Source organism: Actinocrispum sp. NPDC049592 (assembly GCF_040675465.1).
Classification (GTDB): domain Bacteria; phylum Actinomycetota; class Actinomycetes; order Mycobacteriales; family Pseudonocardiaceae; genus Kibdelosporangium.
Genome location: NZ_JBFAPA010000001.1, coordinates 907,454 through 924,643, shown reverse-complemented (window position 1 = coordinate 924,643; position 17,190 = coordinate 907,454). Strand labels below are relative to the sequence as shown.

Sequence of the window (17,190 nt, the reverse complement as noted above, 5' to 3'; positions counted from 1 at the left end):
CACGCGAACTGTATTCGAGTCCCGTGAGCGATCGAACTTCAGCCCTGGGTGCGGAACACCAGCGACGAGTGACCGATGCGGATGACGTCGCCATCCGCGAGCTGCCACGTCTGCACCGGGGTGCCGTTCACCGTGGTCCCGTTCGTCGAACCGAGATCCGCAAGTGTGGCACTCTGGCCGTCCCAGGTGATCTCCAGGTGCCGGCGGGACACACCCGTGTCCGGCAGCCGGAAGTCCGCGTCCTGGCCCCGGCCAACCACGTTGCCGCCCTGCTTCAGGGAGTACGTGCGGTTGGAACCGTCGTCCAGCTGCAGGCTCGCCGACAGCTGCCGCGGACCGCTCTGCACGGCAGGCGGCGCATAACCACCCTGGCCGTACGGATCCGGCTGGCCATAGCCGCCCTGCTGCCCGTAACCCTGCTGGCCATAGCCCTGGTCGTAGCCGCCCTGCTGGCCGTAACCCTGGTCGTAGCCACCAGGCTGCTGGCCGTAGCCACCAGGCTGCTGCCCATAACCCTGGTCATAGCCGCCAGGCTGCTGCGGCTGGCCGTAGCCACCTTGCTGGCCGTAACCCTGGTCGTAGCCGCCCTGCTGGCCATAGCCCTGGTCGTAGCCACCAGGCTGCTGGCCGTAGCCACCCTGCTGGCCGTAACCCTGGTCGTAGCCACCAGGCTGCTGGCCGTAGCCACCCTGAGGCTGCTGCTGCCCGTAGTTCTGATCGTTGCCGTACTGGCCCTGGCCGTACCCGTACTGGCCCTGCTGGCCGTACGGGTCACCCTCAGGCGGTTGGCCGTAGCCGGGAGGCTGGCTCATGGATCGGTCTCCTGCGTTGCGAGGTGATGCCGGCCGTCGGCTTACGTCAGGGTCGACGGACGAGCGTGTTCGGAACTGTCCGGTATGCAGCGCGTCGGAACGCTCCAGGGAGACTACGACGTCACCGTACGTATCCCACCCGTGCTCGGTGAGATTCTCCGCGATGACATCGGTGAGCAGCGTGATGATGCGCTCCTCGTCACCGCCGGCCAGCCGGTCATGGTCCGCCGGCCCCAACTGCACGACGTAGTGGTTGGGGGCCAGCAGCCGGCCGCCGGCCAGCTCACGGATGTGGTCCTCACTCTCCCGTTGCAGCGCCTGTGCCACTTCCTGCGGCACGACGTTGCCACCGAACACCCGCGCGAACGTATTGCCCACGATGCCTTCGAGCCTGCGCTCGAAGCGCTGCACGAGGCCCATGGTTCAAGTCCCTTCACGCGTTGCTCCTCCCCCGATCGTATCCGGGTGCGAGCCTGGAGACACCGGGATGTTCCAACCCCGTGCAAGAGCCCCCCAAACCCCGTGCTACGCTTCCGCGGTCACTTCAGGGCGAGTGGCGGAATGGCAGACGCGCACGGTTCAGGTCCGTGTGTCCGAAAGGACGTGAGGGTTCAACTCCCTCCTCGCCCACGAGACTCCAGGCTCCTTGTGGTCGGTGCTTCGCACCTTCCCCGAGGAGCCTCGTCATTATTTTGGGGGGCCGAGCCCCCATACCCCCCACGTGCGCCGCCTTCGGCGCCTCGCTTTGCGTGGGGGGTTGGTTTTTTGGGGTTTGGGGGCTTGGGTTTGGGAGGGGGAGAGTGATGCAGGCAACATTCTTGAGGTTTGCTCGCGTCTAGGTGGGTTTGGGTGGGCCGTTAGGTGTAATGGGATCGGCTTAGCTGGCTAGTACACCTGCCTACCTCTGAGGGGCTGACCTGCGGCTTGGCGCCTCTCCGGCGGGGCAGGTCGCAGACCTGCCCCCTTTGGTTCCTGCCCGTGCGCCGCAGGGGTCCCCGCACAAATCGAACCGCCCCAGCCCGTATAGAGCCTGTCGGGCCGCCTTTCCCTGCACCGCCCAGGCTCCTCTTGCCAGCCTGCACGGGCGCCTTCGGCCGTCTCGCCGCAGCCTCCCGCCTGGCGCTCCCTACCGGGTCTCGCGCTCGATGTGCCTGCCGCTCTTGCGGTTCGTCGCGGCCGCCTACTCCCCAGGTGCGCCCTGCTCCTCTGCTCAGCCTTCCCATCGGTTATGTGGGGCTTGGGATTTGGGTGGGGGTTAGGGGGTTTGCCGGGGTGGATTGTTCGGGGGAGTGGGGTTTGGGTTTTGGGCTGATGTTCGGGCCGTTTGTTGGGGGTGGGCGGCGCTGCTTATAGGCCGTTTGGTCTACGTGTTTCACCAGTGTTTGGCATTGGGCTTGTGGTGTGCCATTTGGTCGGCGGACTTTCGCTCGCCTGCGGGGAAAGTCGCTGGGCACCGGGTGGGTGCCGCCGCGTTTGTTGAGGTGGGCGGGGATTTCTGCACTTTGGGGCTCGAACCACAGGCGTGTAGTTCACGGTTTTGTGATGGCAGACACCTTTTTGTTACTTCCTACTTTGAGTAGCCGGTGCGTTCTGCCAGTCGGATGGCATCTCACCCGGACGGCAGCATTGCCCGGCTGAAGACGACCGGCGGCTCGTCGACCGGTCACCGACCGCCGGGCGCCGGTCGTCGCTGCAGACGGTGCGGGTCTGCGTTGGGCCCGGTTCGAGCTGGTACCAAATTCCATGTACCAGTTCGGCCCGTGACCATCCCGGGGCACGGTCGAGGTAGAGGAGGCGGGGCTTCGTGACCGGCATTCCAGGACGAATGGCAGTGAGCGACGACGTCAAGTCACTGCCGACACCGTCTGCCGTCGAGCTTCCCGCCCCTGACGACGAGCTGGCCGCGGCGGCAGTCGCCCAGCTGGGCTGGCCGGGCGTGGCGCTGCCGCCGATGACGCTGCTGGGCCGCCGGGTCTCCCTGGTCGCCGAGCTGCTGCCGGACGCGCACGCCGAGCGGATCTGCCTCGGCCAGGCGCCGGTCACCGACCGCGCCACCGTCTCCACGTGGGTGTGGCCCGAGTTCGCCGGCCAGGTGCCCGCAGCCGCGGTGCGGATCGTTGGTGTGCTGGCGGTCGTGCGGCACTGGCGCACTGGTCTCGCCTCGCTGGCGCCGTTCGCGCGCTACGGCGACACCGCGATGGTCGTGCCCTCGTCGGTCGTCCTGACCCACGACTACCTGGCCAACTGCCTGCCCCGCGCCCGGACGTACGGCATCGCCGTGGTCAGCGCGGACCCGGACAACGGCGTGGACCTCGACCTGCCGGGCCGTGGTGACCGCGTGACCGCGGGCATCGACGCGGTGTCCCGCTGGGTCAACGAAGTGGCCTACGAGCGCGTTCTGTCGGCCTGAGCCGGCGGCCCTACGCTGGGGTGCATGCGCGTAGTCATCGCCGGTGGGCACGGCAAGATCGCACTGCACCTCGAACGATTCCTCTCCACGCGCGGTGACGAGCCGGTCGGCCTGATCCGCAACCCCGCCCAGGCGGATGACCTGCGCGAAGCCGGTGCCGAACCGGTCGTTCTCGATCTCGAGTCGGCCACGCCCGACGAGGTGGCCAAGACCTTGGCCGGTGCGGACGCGGCTGTGTTCGCGGCCGGTGCCGGTCCCGGATCCGGCAACGCCCGCAAAGACACTGTCGACCGCGGCGCGGCCGCCCTGTTCGCCCAAGCGGCCGAACTTGCCGGCGTCCGAAGGTTCGTACAGATCTCCTCGATGGGCCTCAACCGGTCCGACGACCCGTCGGTCGACGAGACCTTCCGGATCTATCTCAAGGCGAAGGCCGCGGCCGAGGACGACCTGCGCGCCCGTGATCTCGACTGGACCATCCTGCGGCCCGGCGGCCTGCTCGACGACCCGGGCACCGGCCTCGTCCGGCTGGCCGCGCCGCCGCTGCCCCGTGGCCAGATCTCGCGCCAGGACGTCGCCGCCGTGCTGGTGGGCCTGCTCGACGACGACAACACCATCGGGCTAACCCTGGAACTGACCAGGGGTGAAACGCCGGCGGAGATCGCTATCGCTCAGCTCGAACCCAGAACCTGATCAAGATAGGCGTTGGTGAACAGCCTGCCCGGGTCGACGTCGGCCCGCACCCGGCGGAAATCGTCGAAGTGCGGATAGCGCTCGCGCAGCACGGTCGAATCCAAACTGTGCATCTTGCCCCAGTGCGGGCGCCCGCCGACCTGGGCGACGATCTTCTCGAAGCCCGCGAAATAGTCCCGGTACGGCAGGCCCAGATACTGGTGGATCGCGAAATACGCGGAATCCCGCTGGTAGGCGGTGGACAGCCAGATATCGTCCGCGGCCGCGACCCGGATCTCCACCGGCAGCATCACCGGATCGGCCAGCGTCGGCACCAGCGCCCGCAGCTCGTGGAGCACGTCGGCCAGCGATTCCCGCGGCACGGCGTACTCCGACTCGACGAACCGGACATTGCGCGAGGTGACGAAGACCCGGTGCGAGGCGTCGCTGTAATTGCGCGGCGAGAGCACGGTGGACGCCAGCCGGTTGAGCGGTTTCACCAGCTTGGGCACGGTTTTTCCGAGCGAGCAGGTGGCCTGCAGGGCGACGTTCTCCATGACCGTGTACTCGAAGTACCGCCTGGCCGGGCTGAGCGGTCGGGTGGGCGCGTCGAGCGGTAGCCGGTTGTTCCGTTTGACCAAAGCCTTGCGACCGTACGGGAACCAGTAGAACTCCATGTGGTCGTGCCCGGTGATCAGGTCGTCCAGCTGCTCCAGCACCTGCTCCAGCGGCTCCGGCCGCTCGTCGGCGACCAGCGCGAACGCCGGTTCGCAGCGCAGCGTGACACTGGCGATCACCCCGAGTGCGCCCAGGCCGACCCGGCCGGCGTGGAAGAGCTCCGGATGTTCGTCGGCCGAGCAGCGGACCACCGCGCCGTCGGCGAGCACCAGCTCGAGCGCGGTGACCTGGGTGGCGATCCCGCCGAGCTTGGCGCCGGTGCCGTGGGTCCCGGTGGAGATCGCGCCCGAGATGGTCTGGGCGTCGATGTCACCGAGGTTGGTCATCGCCAGGCCCAGCCGGTCGAGGGCGGCGTTGAGCTGTTTGATCGTGGTCCCGCCGCGAACGGTCACCAGGCCGGAGTCACGGTCGGCGGACTCGATTCCGGTCCAACCGGACAGATCGACGGCGGTGGCCTGGTCCGCGGAGGCGATCGAGGTGAAGGAGTGGCCGCTGCCCATCACCTTGACGCGCCGGCCGGCCCTCGCCGAATCGGTGACCGTCTCGGCGATCTCCCCCAGGCTTCCCGGCCTGGCGATGCTCGCCGGGGTGGCGGTGGCCGTCCGGGCCCAGTTGGTCCACACGGGGGGCATCCTTACCTCCGCTGCAGCGTTTCGCGACACCGTAAGTGAATCCTATTCACATTTCAAGCGTTTTGGACGTACTGTGGGGGCGTGACCCAGCAGGCGAACTTGGACACCGCCACCAAAGGCCTCGACGCCCCCCTCGCGGTCGTGGACCTGGACGCGTTCGACGCGAACGCGACCGACCTCGTGCTGCGCGCGGGCGGCCGGCCGATCCGCGTGGCCAGCAAGTCGGTCCGGTGCGAGTACCTGCTGCAACGCGTGCTCGGCATGCCAGGGTTCGAGGGCGTGATGTCCTACTCGCTGCGCGAGGCGCTCTGGCTGGCCGGCAAGTGGCGGGACACCCCGCTGGCCGGCACCGACCTCCTGGTGGCCTACCCGACAACCGACCACGCCGCACTCCGGGAACTCGCCGCCGACCCACACGCCCTGCAGGTCATCTCCATCATCGCCGACTCGACGGACCACTTGGACCTAGTCGACTCGGCCCTGGGCACTGATCATCCCCCGATCCGCATCTGCCTGGAACTCGACGCCTCCTGGCGTCCGCTGCCCGGCGTGCACGTCGGCACCCGCCGATCCCCGATCCGGACACCCCGGCAGGCGGCCCGGCTGGCGAACGAGATCGTCAAGCGCCCCGGGTTCTCCCTGGTCGGGCTCATGTCCTACGAGGGGCAGATCGCCGGACTGGGCGACAACCCACCGGGACACAAGGTGCGTGGCTCGCTTGTGCACTGGATGCAGGGCCGGTCGGGACAGGAGCTGGTCAAACGGCGCTCGGCCGTCGTGGCCGCCGTCCGGGACGTCGCGCCGCTGGAGTTCGTCAACGGCGGCGGAACGGGCAGCCTGGAGCTGACTTCTTCCGACCCTTCGGTCACCGAGGTCGCGGCTGGTTCCGGTCTGATGGGCCCCGGCCTGTTCGACGGCTACCGCGCCTTCACCCCGAACCCCGCCGCGCTGTTCGCGCTGCCCGTCGTCCGCCGCCCCGCCGCCCGGATCGCCACCCTGTTCGCCGGCGGCTACATCGCCTCCGGCCCCGTCGGCCGCGACCGCGAGCCGATCCCGTACCTCCCCGAGGGCCTGAAACTGCTCGGCCTCGAAGGCGCCGGCGAAGTCCAAACCCCCGTCACCGGCAAAGCCGCCGACACCCTGAAGCTCGGCGACCGCGTCTGGCTGCGCCACTCCAAGGCCGGCGAGCTCGCCGAGCGCTTCCAGGAATACCACCTCGTCCGCGGCGACCGAATCGAACGCACTGTGCCTACTTATCGCGGCGAGGGCGTCAACTTCGGGTAACCGGGATCACCTGTTCGAGGGAACATCGTGCGAACGGTCCACTCGCACGCCTCAACCCTCGATCCACCCCTCTGACCTCGATAAACTGGCATCGGGGTCGCCCCCCGGTGAGGGTGGGGCTGCGTTGGGTCAGCCGTCGAGTTTGGACGAGAGGTACTGGCGGAGGAGGTACTTGCCTTCGTCGATGATCTCCTGGTCGCCCTGGGGGTGGCGGCGGAAGGCGAGTTTGTGGATGCCGTCGGTGGCTTCCACGGCGATGGTGATCGGCAGGCGGAGGTCCTCGACCGGCAGCCCGGCCTTCTGGGCCACGATCTCGGTCAGCTGTTCGGCCACGACCTCGTTGTTGTGCTTTCCCTCGCCGTCGTCCAGCAGCTCGAGGTCCACGACGTCGCCGAAGTGCAGTTTGGCGAACCCCGGCACGGTCCGGTGCATGTCCACGTAGGAGTCGATCGCCAGGTCGACCGCATCCCACCAGTGCTCGACCGGGGTGGTCTCGAACCGCTCGCTGACCAGGCGGAGGAACCGCTCCAGGTTGCGGCGGGTCAGCTCGCGCACGACCGCCCGCTTGTCCGGGAAGAACTGGTAGAGGGAGCCGACCGCCACGCCCGCGCGCTCCGCGATCAACGTCGTCGTCACGCCGTCGTAGCCGACCTCCTCGATCAGCGCCGCGCACGCCTCGAGCATCTGCTCGACCCGTTTGGTGCTGCGCTGCTGGACCGGCTTGCGCCGCAAGGGTGTCGGACTGCCCACGATCTGTCTCCTCTGCTCAGGACCTATCTTGCCGTGAAATCGCTGCTGGCGTGTGAGCGACATCGCATCTAGTATGCGAATCAATTTCACATTCTGTCGGAGGTGACTGGATGCGTGGGTTCCCGGACGGCTTCCTGTGGGGTGTCTCCACGTCCGCGTTCCAGATCGAGGGAGCCACCCGGGAGGGTGGTCGCGGCGTGTCCGTGTGGGACACGTTCTGCGCCACCCCGGGCAAGATCCACACGGGGGAGAACGCCGACGTCGCCTGCGACCACTACCACCGGTACGCCGAGGACATCGCGCTGATGTCCGAGCTCGGGGTCGGCGGCTACCGGTTCTCGGTGGCGTGGCCCCGGGTCCAGCCGTCCGGGTCGGGTCCGGTCAACGCCGAAGGGCTGGGGTTCTACGACTCCCTGGTGGACGCGCTGTGTGAAGCGGGGATCCGACCCGTCGTCACCCTCTACCACTGGGACACTCCACAAGATCTTGAAGACGCGGGCGGGTGGTTGTCGAGGGACACCGCGTACCGCTTCGCCGAGTACGCGGCGATCGTCGGCGAGCGGCTGGCCGACCGGGTCGAGCACTGGATCCCGTTGAACGAGCCGGTCGTGGAGACCCTGTACGGCTATGCGCTAGGCGAGTACGCGCCGGGCAAGGCGTTGCTGTTCGACGCGATGCCGGCCGCGCACTTCCAGAACCTCGCGCACGGCCTGGCGGTCAGCGCGCTGCGCTCGGTGAACGCGAAAAGCATTGGCAGCGCGAACAACCACAGCCCGATCTGGCCGGCCACGCAAAGCGCCGCGGACCTCGAAGCGGCCGAACACCTTGGCGCGGTGGCGAACTGGATGTACACCGACCCGATGCTGCTCGGCCGTTACCCCGAGCAGGTGATCCAGTACCTGCCGGACGACTTCGCCGACGACCTCACCGCGATCGCCGCACCGCTCGACTTCTACGGCGTGAACTACTACGAGCCACAGGGCTGTGCGGCGCCCGGCGAAGGCAACCCGCTGCCGTTCGAGCTGCGCGCGATCGAGGGATATCCGTTGACCACCAACGGTTCCCCGGTCGTGCCGGACGGTCTGCGCGAGTTCCTAGGCCAGCTCCGAACACGCTACGAGGACAAGCTACCGCCGATCTACATCACCGAAAGCGGCTGCAGCTTCGACGGCGTGCACGACAAGGAACGCATCCAGTACCTCCAGGATCACCTTGCGGCACTGGGACAAGCGCTCGACGAGGGCTCGGATGTGCGCGGCTACTTCGTGTGGTCGCTGCTGGACAACTTCGAGTGGTCCAAGGGATACCAGCCCCGCTTTGGCCTGGTCCACGTCGACTACTGCACACTGGCCAGGACACCCAAGGATTCCTTTTACTGGTACCGGGATCTGCTCGGAGGTGCACGGTGACGACGGCGTTGTCGGAGCCGGTCGCGAGGGTTCGCGCCGGCTGGGTGTCGTTGCTGTTCCTGGCGAACCTCGGGATGTGGCTCGCGATCTACGCGCCCATCCAGGTCCTGCTCCCGCGGCAGGCGGAACTGCTTGCCAGCGCGGACAAAGAGCTCGTGTTCGGGATCGTCACCGGTGCGGGCGGAGCGGTCGCACTGGTGGTGAACCCGTTGGTGGGCTTGCTTTCCGACCGCACCACCTCGCGGTTCGGCCGCCGGCACCCGTGGACCGTCGCGGGCGCAGTCGTTGGGGCGCTTGGCCTTGCGGTACTCGCGACCGCGCCGAACGTGGTCGTGATGGTGCTCGGCTGGTGCCTCGTTTCCGCCGGGCTCAACGGCATGATCGCCACGCTGATCTCCGCGGTGCCCGACCGCGTCCCGGTCGAACAGCGCGCGCAGACGGGTGGGTTCATCGGCATCAGCCAGATGTTCGGCACCGTCCTCGGCACGCTGCTGGTCACCGAGCTGGTGACATCGTTATCCGGCGGATACCTCGCGTCGGCGGTGGTCGTCCTGCTCGGTGCGGCGGTGTTCGTGCTGTTCACCCCGGACGCGGTCCTGCCGAAGGAGCTCAAGCCGCGGACCAAGATCGAACTCTGGGTGTCACCCCGTGAGCACCCGGACTTCGCGTGGGCCTGGGGCTGTCACTTCCTGATCCAGCTGGGCAACGCGTTCGGCACGTTCTACCTGTTGTTCTTCCTCAAGGACGCGGTGCACCTGCCGGACCCGGAGGGCTCGCTGCTGATCCTGATGGCGTTCTACGGCCTCGCGCTGATCGCGGGCGCGATCCTGGGCGGCATCCTCTCGGACAAGTCCGGCCGCAGGAAACCGTATGTACTGGTGGCTTCGGGGCTGATGGCGGTCGCCGCCGTTGCCCTCGTCGTCTCCCAGACGTGGGTGGCCAGTGTCATCGCCGCACCGTTGCTCGGCGCCGGGTTCGGCCTCTACTGGGCGGTCGCGCTCGCACTTTTGACCCAGGTGCTGCCGTCGGCGTCCGACCGCGCGAAAGATCTCGGAGTGATAAACATCGCGAACTCACTGCCGCAGGTTTTCGCACCCCTGCTGGCACCTGTCGTGATTGCGAGTCTCGGATATCCCGGCCTGTTCGGCGCCTCGGCGTTGGTAACGCTGATCGCCGGATTCTTCATCGCCAGGATCCGGAGTGTGAACTAACGAAGCTGGGAGCCGCGGATCGGCACCGGTCGGGGGAGGGGGGAGTGCTTTTCGCGGCACCGACCCGCGGGGTCTTTGGGAGGCGGCCCGTTCGCCTCGCTCGGGGGGACGGACGAACGGGCCGCCGGCTTATCGGGCGCCGGCCACCACGCGGCGCGGGGCGGCACCGGAACGGCGGACCTGCCGGCCCCCGGCCGGGGCGAGGCCACCGGCGACCAGGTGCTCATAGGCGGCACGCCAGACCGAGCAGGGCGCCTTCTGCTGGCGCCACCGGGTGGAACAGGTGGGGCAGTTGCCGCGCTCATCCGGCTCATGCGCGGAGAGCATCGCCCGCCAGCCCTCGGTCAGCCGGGGCAGCTCGGAGCGCGCGACGGAGAGCAGCGAGGGTGCGTCGGCACGGTTGGCCAGTTCGGACAGCATGTCCAGGCGTTCCCACACCGCGTTGCGCAGGACCTGGCCGAGTATCTCGTCCACGATCAGCTCACCGTCACCTTTCCGCCTGCTCGGCGGCTTCTCGTAGGGCGTCCCGCAGCTGGCCGAGCTGGCCGGATGACAGGACAGCGGTCTCACCGGGGGGTCCGACGAGCACCACCTTGTTCTGGTCCACAAGCACTGTCAGGCACCGATCACGGTTGATGACGTCGCCACAGCTGACGTGCCATACCCGGCGGCCGGCGAAGGAGCCGTGCAGGTCTCTGAGGCCAGGCCGGTCCTCCTGCTCACCCTGCACGTCCAGCGAGGCGGCCGGGTGAGTGACTGTCGAGCCGAGTAGGTCCACGATGCGAAGTTCCCCTCCGTGCTCGAATGCTTACCAGAAACTAGATTGGTACCCAGGAAACGCGAACGGGGTGACACTGCGCTGATCGGACGGGCATTGACGATAAGCGGTCGCCGGACTTCGGCCCGGCCGATCAGCCTGGCCGATCAGTACTTCTCCCCCCTGCCGCAATGTGTTTACGCTGCGGTTGACGCCCAACGGACTGCAAGGGGGCGCGAGTGAACTCCACCGGGTCACAAGGTGCTGTGGTGACAGCCGACGTCTGGGAGAAGCCGGACATGCGGGCAGCACTGGCCGCCAGGGAGATCAGTCAGGTCTACCGGCTGTTGCGGAAGCACGGCATCTCGCAGCGGCAGATCGCCGCCCAGACCGGCCAGTCGCAGTCCGAGGTATCGGAGATCCTCAAAGGTCGCCAGGTCATGGCCTATGACGTGCTCGCGAGGATCGCCCAGGGCCTGGGCGTCCCACGTGGGTACATGGGCCTCGCATATGACGAGGAGACACGGGTCCGTGTCGTCGCCACCGTCGACGACCAGACCCCTGAGGAGGCAGAGTCGGTGAAACGTCGGAAGTTCCTCGCGCACGCCGCGGCCGTCACCATGGGCGCGAACGTGTTCGGCGCGGACTCCGGGCCGTGGGTCTCCAACCCGATCTCGACGCCCGCCCCGGGCCGGATCGGCATGACGGACGTGCGCCAGGTGGAAGCCGCCACCAGGGCGCTGAGGTCGTTGGACTACCAGTACGGCGGCGGTTCGTGCCGCGACGCGGTGATCGCCCAGCTGTCCTGGGGCCAGCAGATGCTGGGCGCCTCGGCCACGGACGTGGTCAAGCAACGCCTGCACGTCGCCCTGGCGGACCTGCACAACCTGGCCGGCTGGACCTCGTTCGACATCGGCCTGCTCGACTCCGCGCGCAACCACTTCGGCAAGGGCCTGGAGCTGGCCAAGGAGGGCCGCAGCGAGCCGCTGGTCGCCAACATCCTGTACCGGATGGGCCGCGTCTACCTGCACAACGACGCCCCCAACGACGCGCTCAAGATCTTCTCGCTCGGCCAGATCGCCGCCCAGAACTCCGGTTCCGAGCTGGCGGTGGCGGTGCTGTGCGCGAACGAGGCCTGGGCCTACGCGATGATGGGCCAGCGTGAGCAGACGATGAAGCTGCTCGGCCGGACCCGCGACGAGTTCGCCCGCGCCGACCTGGACGGCGCCGAGAGCTGGGTCAAGTTCTTCAACGAGACCGACGTCTACGCGATGATGGGCACCGTCCACACGGTGCTGGCGCAGACCGTCGACCCCAAGCACACCCGTTACGCGATCCCCGCGCTGCAGCGCGCGATCGACTCGTTCGGCGACGACATGGCGCGCAGCAAGACCTTCAACCTTGGCGCGCTGGCAACCAACCATCTGCTCGACGGCGACGTCGAGCACGGCGCCAAAGTCGGCCGCCAGGCGGTCGAGATGGCCGAACAGCTCACCTCGGGGCGGACCAAGGACCGGATGCGGCCGCTCAAACAGGAGGCCGACAAACGCCGGAACAACGCCCAGGCCCGTGAACTGTCCGACGTGCTCAACAAGTACTTCGACACGGACGCCTGAGGCGAGCGCACTGTCCACGGCCGGCTCGATGGTTCCCGCTTCGGAGGGACGGTTCAGCCGGGACCGGCTCGCCCTCGTCCTGCGGGCCATCTGCGACCGGCTCGGCTTGGACGCCGAGGGCGCCCAGCTGCTGCGGTTCACCAACAACGCGGTGTACAAACTGGCCGGTGACCAGGCGGTCGTCCGGATCGTGGGGTCGGTCGCGCTGCAGCACCGGGTGGAGAAGGTCGTGCGGATCGCGGGCTGGCTCGCCGAGCACGACATCGCCGCGGTCCGGCTGCTGGTCGGCGAGCCGATCCGGGTGGACGAGCACGTGGCCACGGTGTGGGAGGTCGTCCCGTCCGGCGGCCGCCCGGCGCGCGGCCGTGACCTCGGGAACCTGCTGCGGCGCATCCACAAGCTGCCCGCCCCGCCCTTCCAACTGCCTACCTGGGACCCGTTGGACGACGTCCGGCGGCGGGTGGACGACGCCGAGGCGATCGAGGACAGTGACAGAGAGTTTCTGCTGGACTGTTGCGACCGCCTCGAGGAGACCCTGGCCGGCCTGGAGTTTCCGCTGGCTTCATCGGTTGTTCACGGCGACGCCCACCTGGGGAACTTGATCCCGTCGCCGGACGGCCCGGTGTTGTGTGACTTTGATTCCACTTGTGTCGGCCCGCCGGAGTGGGATCTGACCCCGGTGGCCGTCGGAGTGGGCAGGTTCGGCGAGCCCGCGCGTACGTACCGTGAGATGGTCCGGGCGTACGGCTGGGATGTCACCCGTTGGGGTGGCTTCTCGGCTTTGCGCGAGGTCAGGGAACTGAAGCTGATCACGAGTGTGCTGCCCAGTGTGCGCAGCAATCCCGATGTCAGGCCGGAACTGATGCGTCGGCTCGACGATTTCCGGCGCGGTGACACCCGCGCGAGGTGGGCTCGATACACCTGAATGGCGGTAACGCCCGCCCCTCCGGCAGCGAATCCTTTCTCGACAGATGGTGGCCATTGCTCCGCACGGGTTATCGGCTACGCTGTGTTGCGAGCCATTGTCGAAGTCGCGCACGAAGAGGTGATGGGTCACGGTGTTGGGGCTGCTGAGCAGGACAGTCGGTGATGGCAGGCGCGCCAAGCGTGCGTTGCGGTCCGCCCAGGTACTGGACGACGTTGTGGCCGCGCAGCTGGCGTTGGTCTCCCGATTGCCCGAGGACAGCCGCCGCCGGGCCGCCGACTATCTGGCCGAGCTGGTCATGCTGGCGCAGAGCTACCGGCACTTCGCGGCGGGCTGGATCAGCCGCAAGGAGCTGGAGCGCCGGGGCGCGGTGACGATGGACCGCTTGGCGGAACTTCGCCGCCCGCACGAGCGCCCGCAGTTCACCGAGCAGGACTGACCGCTCGACTCTTCGGGTTTTTGATCATCGATCGGCCGGACGTGACGGCCGCCACATAAGTCTCCACTTGCGACGAACGGCCGTCAGCTGACCGGTGCCCGGGTGAGCACTACAGCGAAGCCGAACGCGAGCCCCATGATCGACAGTTCGACCGCCGCCCAGCCGGCGAGCGCGGTCCGCTGGTGCTTCAGGATTCCGGGCAGCAGCCGCCACCGGATGTTCGCGCCGAGGATGGCGAGCAGCGTGACGCAGCTGATTTTCAGGACGACGAGAATCCCGTAGTCCGTGTGGAACAGGTCCTGCCAGAGGTCGCTGCCCGGTTTCAGCAGCAGTTCGGCGAACCCGTTGAACAGTCCAGTCGCGACGGACACGACCAGGCAGAGCGCGGCCAATTTGGAGAACCGCGGCAACGCGTGGGCGAGCAGGGTGCGGTTGGCGGCGAGCAGGACCGCGATCGCGCCGAGCCCGCCCGTCCAGGCGACGGCCGCCATCACGTGCAGCTCCATCGACACCATCGTGATGTCGTGCCAGTTCCAGTTGGTCGCGTGCCCGGTCACCGGCAGCGGCAGCAAAGTGAACAGCGCGGCGGCCGCACGCAGTTCCGCGGGGACGGACTCGCCCTTGCGCACCGACCAGACCGCGAGCCCGGCGCAGATCATGGCGAGTACGAACACCGCGACGAGCGCCTTGCCCGCGCCAACAGTCCTTATGTAGTCCCAGATCGCGCCCAGAGTGACCGATGTGGACAGTCGAAGCTCTGCGGTCTGCAGCACGAGCGCGACCAAAGCCGTTATGCCCCAGGTCAATGAGCTCGCAACGACGATCCTTCTGGTGCCCGCCAACACGTTCTCGGCGAGCTTCGGCCGGTCGAAGCCGATCAGCAAGGGCAAAAGGGACAGTCCAACCGTGACAACCGCGGCGAGGTCGAGCAGCACGCGCACGACCGGAATGCCGAAACGGACCACCGCGTCCGGCTCGGCCAGACCGGGCAGCGTCCTCGTGGCGGTCAGCGCCAGACCGATGAGAACACCGGCCAATGCCGCCGTCACGAGCACGGTCACCAGGCTGAGCCGGGCGGACGCGGTGGTCCGGGTGGCCATCAGGCGTCTTCTTCCTTGCCGCCCATCCGCATCGCGAACACGATGCCCACGCCGAGCAGCAGGACCGCGCCGACGATCCACACCCACGTCGGGATGCCGCCGCCGCTGTCGCTCGACTGCGCGGGGGCGCTGCTGAACTTGGCCAGCTCGTCCGGCGGGGTGGGCGTGCCGTTGCCGGCCTTGCTCAACGTGAACTTCAGGCCCGCCGACACCGGATGCCCGTCGGCGGACAGGATCCGGTAGTTGACCTGGTACGTCCCGGCCGGCCCGAGCGGGCGCACCGGCGCGGTCACGACGTTGCCACTGACCTGCGGCGGTCCCGACTCCCAGTGGTCACCCTGGGGGCCGAGCACGGCGAGGGTGTTGGCGCCCTCACCGTCCTGCACCGGCTGGTCGAACGTCAGCTGGACGGTCTGCGGGCCCGCGTCGAGCGTCGCGGCGTCCTTCGGGTTCGAGTCCACCAGTGAGTTGTGTGCGAGCGCGGGGGTGGCCGACCCGGCGAACGCCAGGCCGGCCAGCACCGCGACCGCGGTTATGCGGCGACGGATCATGCCTTCTGCTTCCTGGACCGCAGGGTGGCGCCGACACCGAGGCCGAGGCCGAGCGCCCCGAGGACCAGACCGATGCCGCCGAGCCAGCGGGCCGTGTTGTCCATTGTGGATGCCGGAGCCGCGGCGTCGTGGCTGTCGGCGGCGGGTTTCACGTCCGCGCTGGAGCCCATGTTGCCGTGGTCGTCCTCACCTGCGCCCGCGGCGACCAGCTTGACCGTCGGCGCCGGGTGCTCCGGCTCCTCGGCACCCGGCTGGGCGAGCTGGTCCCACTTCACGTCGCCCTTGGCGCCGTCGTAGGTCTGGGTCGCCGGGATGACCAGCTGGTCGACGTCCGGCAGCGGGCCGACCGAGATGTCGAACTCCTGGAACTCCCCGGGCGCGATCTTGTTGCCCGGCTGGGCGGTCCAGGTGATGGTGTCGATCCGCTCGGTCGCGGTGGTCTTGCCGACCTTCACCGGCGGGTCGACCTTGGCCTTGGTGACCGTGTTGGTCCAGCCGGCCACCGGCTTGGGCCGCGCGCCGGTGATCGGCGGGTTGGCCGGGAAGGTCAGGGTCAGCTTGACCGTGCTCTGCGCCGCGTCCTCGTTCGGCACCCGGAAGGTGATCTTGGAGTAACCACCTTTCTTGGCCGGTTCGGTGACGTTCGCCGTCACGTGCGCGCTGGCCATCCCACCGGTGGCGACCACGATGGCCCCGGCCGTCACGGCCACCGCCAGCGCACGCTGAACGAGTCGATTTGTAGACATGTAGATATTGCTCCTGAGTCTGCAGGGGTTAGGGGGAGGTGAATTCGCGACTTCAGGAGGACTGCGGCGGCCCACGCCGGGCGTGTTGCCGCTTGAGCACGACCGCCAGCAGGTGGCCGATGTGCCCCGGCGATGCGGGCAGCGCATACACAGCCGCCGGGACCGCCGGGAACGTGGGGGGTTTGAGCAGGTCAGTGAGGAGCCGGACCGCCGTCTCGGCGAGCTGGACCGCGTGATCGGCCCGGGTGAGCAACAGCCCCGTCAGCAGTGTCGCCACCGTGTGCGTGGCCAGCATCGCGGTGGAGTTGATGGGCGGCGCGTGGTGCCCGATGTGCGTGGGGACGACGTAGTTGAGCACCAGGTGCATCGCCAGCTGGGCCGTCCCCAGGGCTGTGAGCACCGCAAACGTGCTCCGCCGCTTGGCCGCGAACGCCGTCCCGGCCCATCCCACGATGACGGTCAGCAACACCGCTAACGCCGTATCCGGCGTCCCGCCGCCTGCCATTCCGTGCGCCGCGACCGCCAACGCCCCAGACGCCGCCCCCAGCGTCCACCCACGCAGGACTCCCCGCGCTCTGGATGGCCGCCGTCTCACACACCGCAGCCTAACGAAGCCGGCCGTTGACCAACTCCGCCCCGAGGCCGGAGTTGTGCATCGCAGGGTGTGTTGTCGTGCTGGGTCGCCCGGTCGCGGCCAGTCGTCCGACGAGGGGCGGGCTAGATGCCGAGTTTGTGCATGAGGCGGTCTTCGAGGAGGTCGAGTTCCTGGGCGACGGCTCGGTGGGCGGTTTTGCGTCTGGGGGTCGGCATGCGTTCGGCGGCGCGGACGGCGGCGGCGAGTTGGGTGAGGGTGGTCTGGGTTTCGTCGATGAAGGCGGTGTCGGTGGCCTTGTCCTTCGCGCGCAGTTCGGTCAGCACGTCCGTCAACCCGGCTATCCGGGCGTGGAGGTGGCCGCCTTTGCCGCTGTACTTCGCCAGGTCGTCGAGGGGGACCCCGAGTTTGTGGGCCCGGCGGCTGTCTTTCATGCTGCGGAGGGTGGCCGCCGCTTTGGCGACTATCGGCAGCATGATGGGGGCGATCGCGGGGCCGATGACCTTGGCGACCGCGACGGCGTTCTTGGCGTTGCGCGGCGTGATGCGGGGCTTGCCTGACCGTGCCATGCATCTCAACTTAACGTCGGGAGGCTACAGCAGCATCTCG

The 17,190-nt window shown here is 68.3% G+C and carries 18 protein-coding genes and 1 tRNA gene; 9 read left to right on the top strand and 10 right to left on the bottom strand.

Going from position 1 to position 17,190, the window contains the following annotated elements; genetic code table 11:
• Positions 1–38 precede the first annotated feature (38 nt).
• Positions 39–1,232 carry a DUF3662 and FHA domain-containing protein gene (locus AB0J95_RS04395; RefSeq protein ID WP_364752149.1) on the bottom strand — a complete coding sequence of 398 codons (1,194 nt, stop codon included), beginning with the start codon at positions 1,230–1,232 and terminating at the stop codon, positions 39–41.
• Positions 1,233–1,359: 127 nt separating this feature from the next.
• Here AB0J95_RS04395 and AB0J95_RS04390 point away from each other — a divergent pair.
• From AB0J95_RS04390 to AB0J95_RS04380, 3 genes are all read left to right on the top strand, one after another.
• Positions 1,360–1,442: transfer RNA gene (locus AB0J95_RS04390), tRNA-Leu, on the top strand.
• A gap of 1,195 nt (positions 1,443–2,637) precedes the next feature.
• Complete coding sequence (locus AB0J95_RS04385; protein WP_364752146.1) at positions 2,638–3,222, top strand: hypothetical protein; 585 nt, start codon at positions 2,638–2,640, stop codon at positions 3,220–3,222.
• Between the two features lie 24 nt (positions 3,223–3,246).
• Complete coding sequence (locus AB0J95_RS04380; RefSeq protein WP_364752144.1) at positions 3,247–3,912, top strand: NAD(P)H-binding protein; 666 nt, start codon at positions 3,247–3,249, stop codon at positions 3,910–3,912.
• Here the strand turns inward: AB0J95_RS04380 and AB0J95_RS04375 are convergent.
• The gene (locus tag AB0J95_RS04375) at positions 3,891–5,192 is read right to left on the bottom strand and encodes a D-arabinono-1,4-lactone oxidase (protein ID WP_364752141.1); all 1,302 of its coding nucleotides are present in this window, start codon (positions 5,190–5,192) and stop codon (positions 3,891–3,893) included. The two genes, AB0J95_RS04380 and AB0J95_RS04375, sit on opposite strands and share 22 nt — an antisense overlap.
• Positions 5,193–5,282: 90 nt before the next feature.
• Here AB0J95_RS04375 and AB0J95_RS04370 point away from each other — a divergent pair, with 90 nt between their 5' ends.
• The gene (locus AB0J95_RS04370) at positions 5,283–6,485 is read left to right on the top strand and encodes an amino acid deaminase/aldolase (RefSeq protein ID WP_364752138.1); all 1,203 of its coding nucleotides are present in this window, start codon (positions 5,283–5,285) and stop codon (positions 6,483–6,485) included.
• Between the two features lie 129 nt (positions 6,486–6,614).
• Here the strand turns inward: AB0J95_RS04370 and AB0J95_RS04365 are convergent, their stop codons facing one another.
• Complete coding sequence (locus tag AB0J95_RS04365) at positions 6,615–7,235, bottom strand: TetR/AcrR family transcriptional regulator (protein WP_364752136.1); 621 nt, start codon at positions 7,233–7,235, stop codon at positions 6,615–6,617.
• Positions 7,236–7,345: 110 nt separating this feature from the next.
• Here AB0J95_RS04365 and AB0J95_RS04360 point away from each other — a divergent pair, with 110 nt between their 5' ends.
• Positions 7,346–8,644, top strand: coding sequence for a GH1 family beta-glucosidase (locus tag AB0J95_RS04360; RefSeq protein ID WP_364752133.1), 1,299 nt, complete (start codon positions 7,346–7,348; stop codon positions 8,642–8,644).
• Complete coding sequence (locus AB0J95_RS04355) at positions 8,641–9,855, top strand: MFS transporter (RefSeq protein ID WP_364752131.1); 1,215 nt, start codon at positions 8,641–8,643, stop codon at positions 9,853–9,855. The genes AB0J95_RS04360 and AB0J95_RS04355 overlap by 4 nt, the downstream gene beginning before the upstream one ends.
• A 129-nt stretch (positions 9,856–9,984) precedes the next feature.
• On the opposite strand, the gene AB0J95_RS04350 is transcribed toward AB0J95_RS04355, so the two are convergent.
• On the bottom strand, positions 9,985–10,329 hold the full coding sequence (locus AB0J95_RS04350; protein WP_364752128.1) for a hypothetical protein: 345 nt from the start codon (positions 10,327–10,329) through the stop codon (positions 9,985–9,987).
• Positions 10,330–10,342: 13 nt separating this feature from the next.
• A complete protein-coding gene (locus AB0J95_RS04345; RefSeq protein WP_364753472.1) occupies positions 10,343–10,585 on the bottom strand; it encodes a hypothetical protein in 243 nt (80 codons plus the stop codon).
• Positions 10,586–10,911: 326 nt separating this feature from the next.
• Between AB0J95_RS04345 and AB0J95_RS04340 the strand changes: the two genes are divergently transcribed.
• From AB0J95_RS04340 to AB0J95_RS04330, 3 genes are all read left to right on the top strand, one after another.
• Entirely contained in the window at positions 10,912–12,228 is a 1,317-nt protein-coding gene (locus AB0J95_RS04340; protein ID WP_364753470.1) for a helix-turn-helix transcriptional regulator, read from the top strand.
• Between the two features lie 28 nt (positions 12,229–12,256).
• A complete protein-coding gene (locus AB0J95_RS04335) occupies positions 12,257–13,153 on the top strand; it encodes an aminoglycoside phosphotransferase family protein (protein WP_364752126.1) in 897 nt (298 codons plus the stop codon).
• Positions 13,154–13,286: 133 nt separating this feature from the next.
• The gene (locus AB0J95_RS04330) at positions 13,287–13,592 is read left to right on the top strand and encodes a hypothetical protein (protein ID WP_364752123.1); all 306 of its coding nucleotides are present in this window, start codon (positions 13,287–13,289) and stop codon (positions 13,590–13,592) included.
• An 83-nt stretch (positions 13,593–13,675) separates the two neighbouring features.
• Here AB0J95_RS04330 and AB0J95_RS04325 read toward each other — a convergent pair whose 3' ends face one another.
• The 5 genes from AB0J95_RS04325 to AB0J95_RS04305 all read right to left on the bottom strand — a co-directional run bounded on the left by AB0J95_RS04325 (position 13,676) and on the right by AB0J95_RS04305 (position 17,150).
• Positions 13,676–14,692, bottom strand: coding sequence for a CopD family protein (locus AB0J95_RS04325; RefSeq protein WP_364752121.1), 1,017 nt, complete (start codon positions 14,690–14,692; stop codon positions 13,676–13,678).
• Positions 14,692–15,243 carry a copper resistance CopC family protein gene (locus AB0J95_RS04320; protein WP_364752119.1) on the bottom strand — a complete coding sequence of 184 codons (552 nt, stop codon included), beginning with the start codon at positions 15,241–15,243 and terminating at the stop codon, positions 14,692–14,694. The genes AB0J95_RS04325 and AB0J95_RS04320 overlap by 1 nt, the downstream gene beginning before the upstream one ends.
• Complete coding sequence (locus AB0J95_RS04315) at positions 15,240–15,989, bottom strand: YcnI family protein (protein WP_364752116.1); 750 nt, start codon at positions 15,987–15,989, stop codon at positions 15,240–15,242. The genes AB0J95_RS04320 and AB0J95_RS04315 overlap by 4 nt, the downstream gene beginning before the upstream one ends.
• Before the next feature lie 52 nt (positions 15,990–16,041).
• Positions 16,042–16,584, bottom strand: a complete 543-nt coding sequence (locus AB0J95_RS04310) for a hypothetical protein (RefSeq protein ID WP_364752114.1) — start codon at positions 16,582–16,584, stop codon at positions 16,042–16,044.
• A gap of 122 nt (positions 16,585–16,706) precedes the next feature.
• The gene (locus AB0J95_RS04305; RefSeq protein ID WP_364752111.1) at positions 16,707–17,150 is read right to left on the bottom strand and encodes a DUF6474 family protein; all 444 of its coding nucleotides are present in this window, start codon (positions 17,148–17,150) and stop codon (positions 16,707–16,709) included.
• Positions 17,151–17,190: the final 40 nt, after the last annotated feature.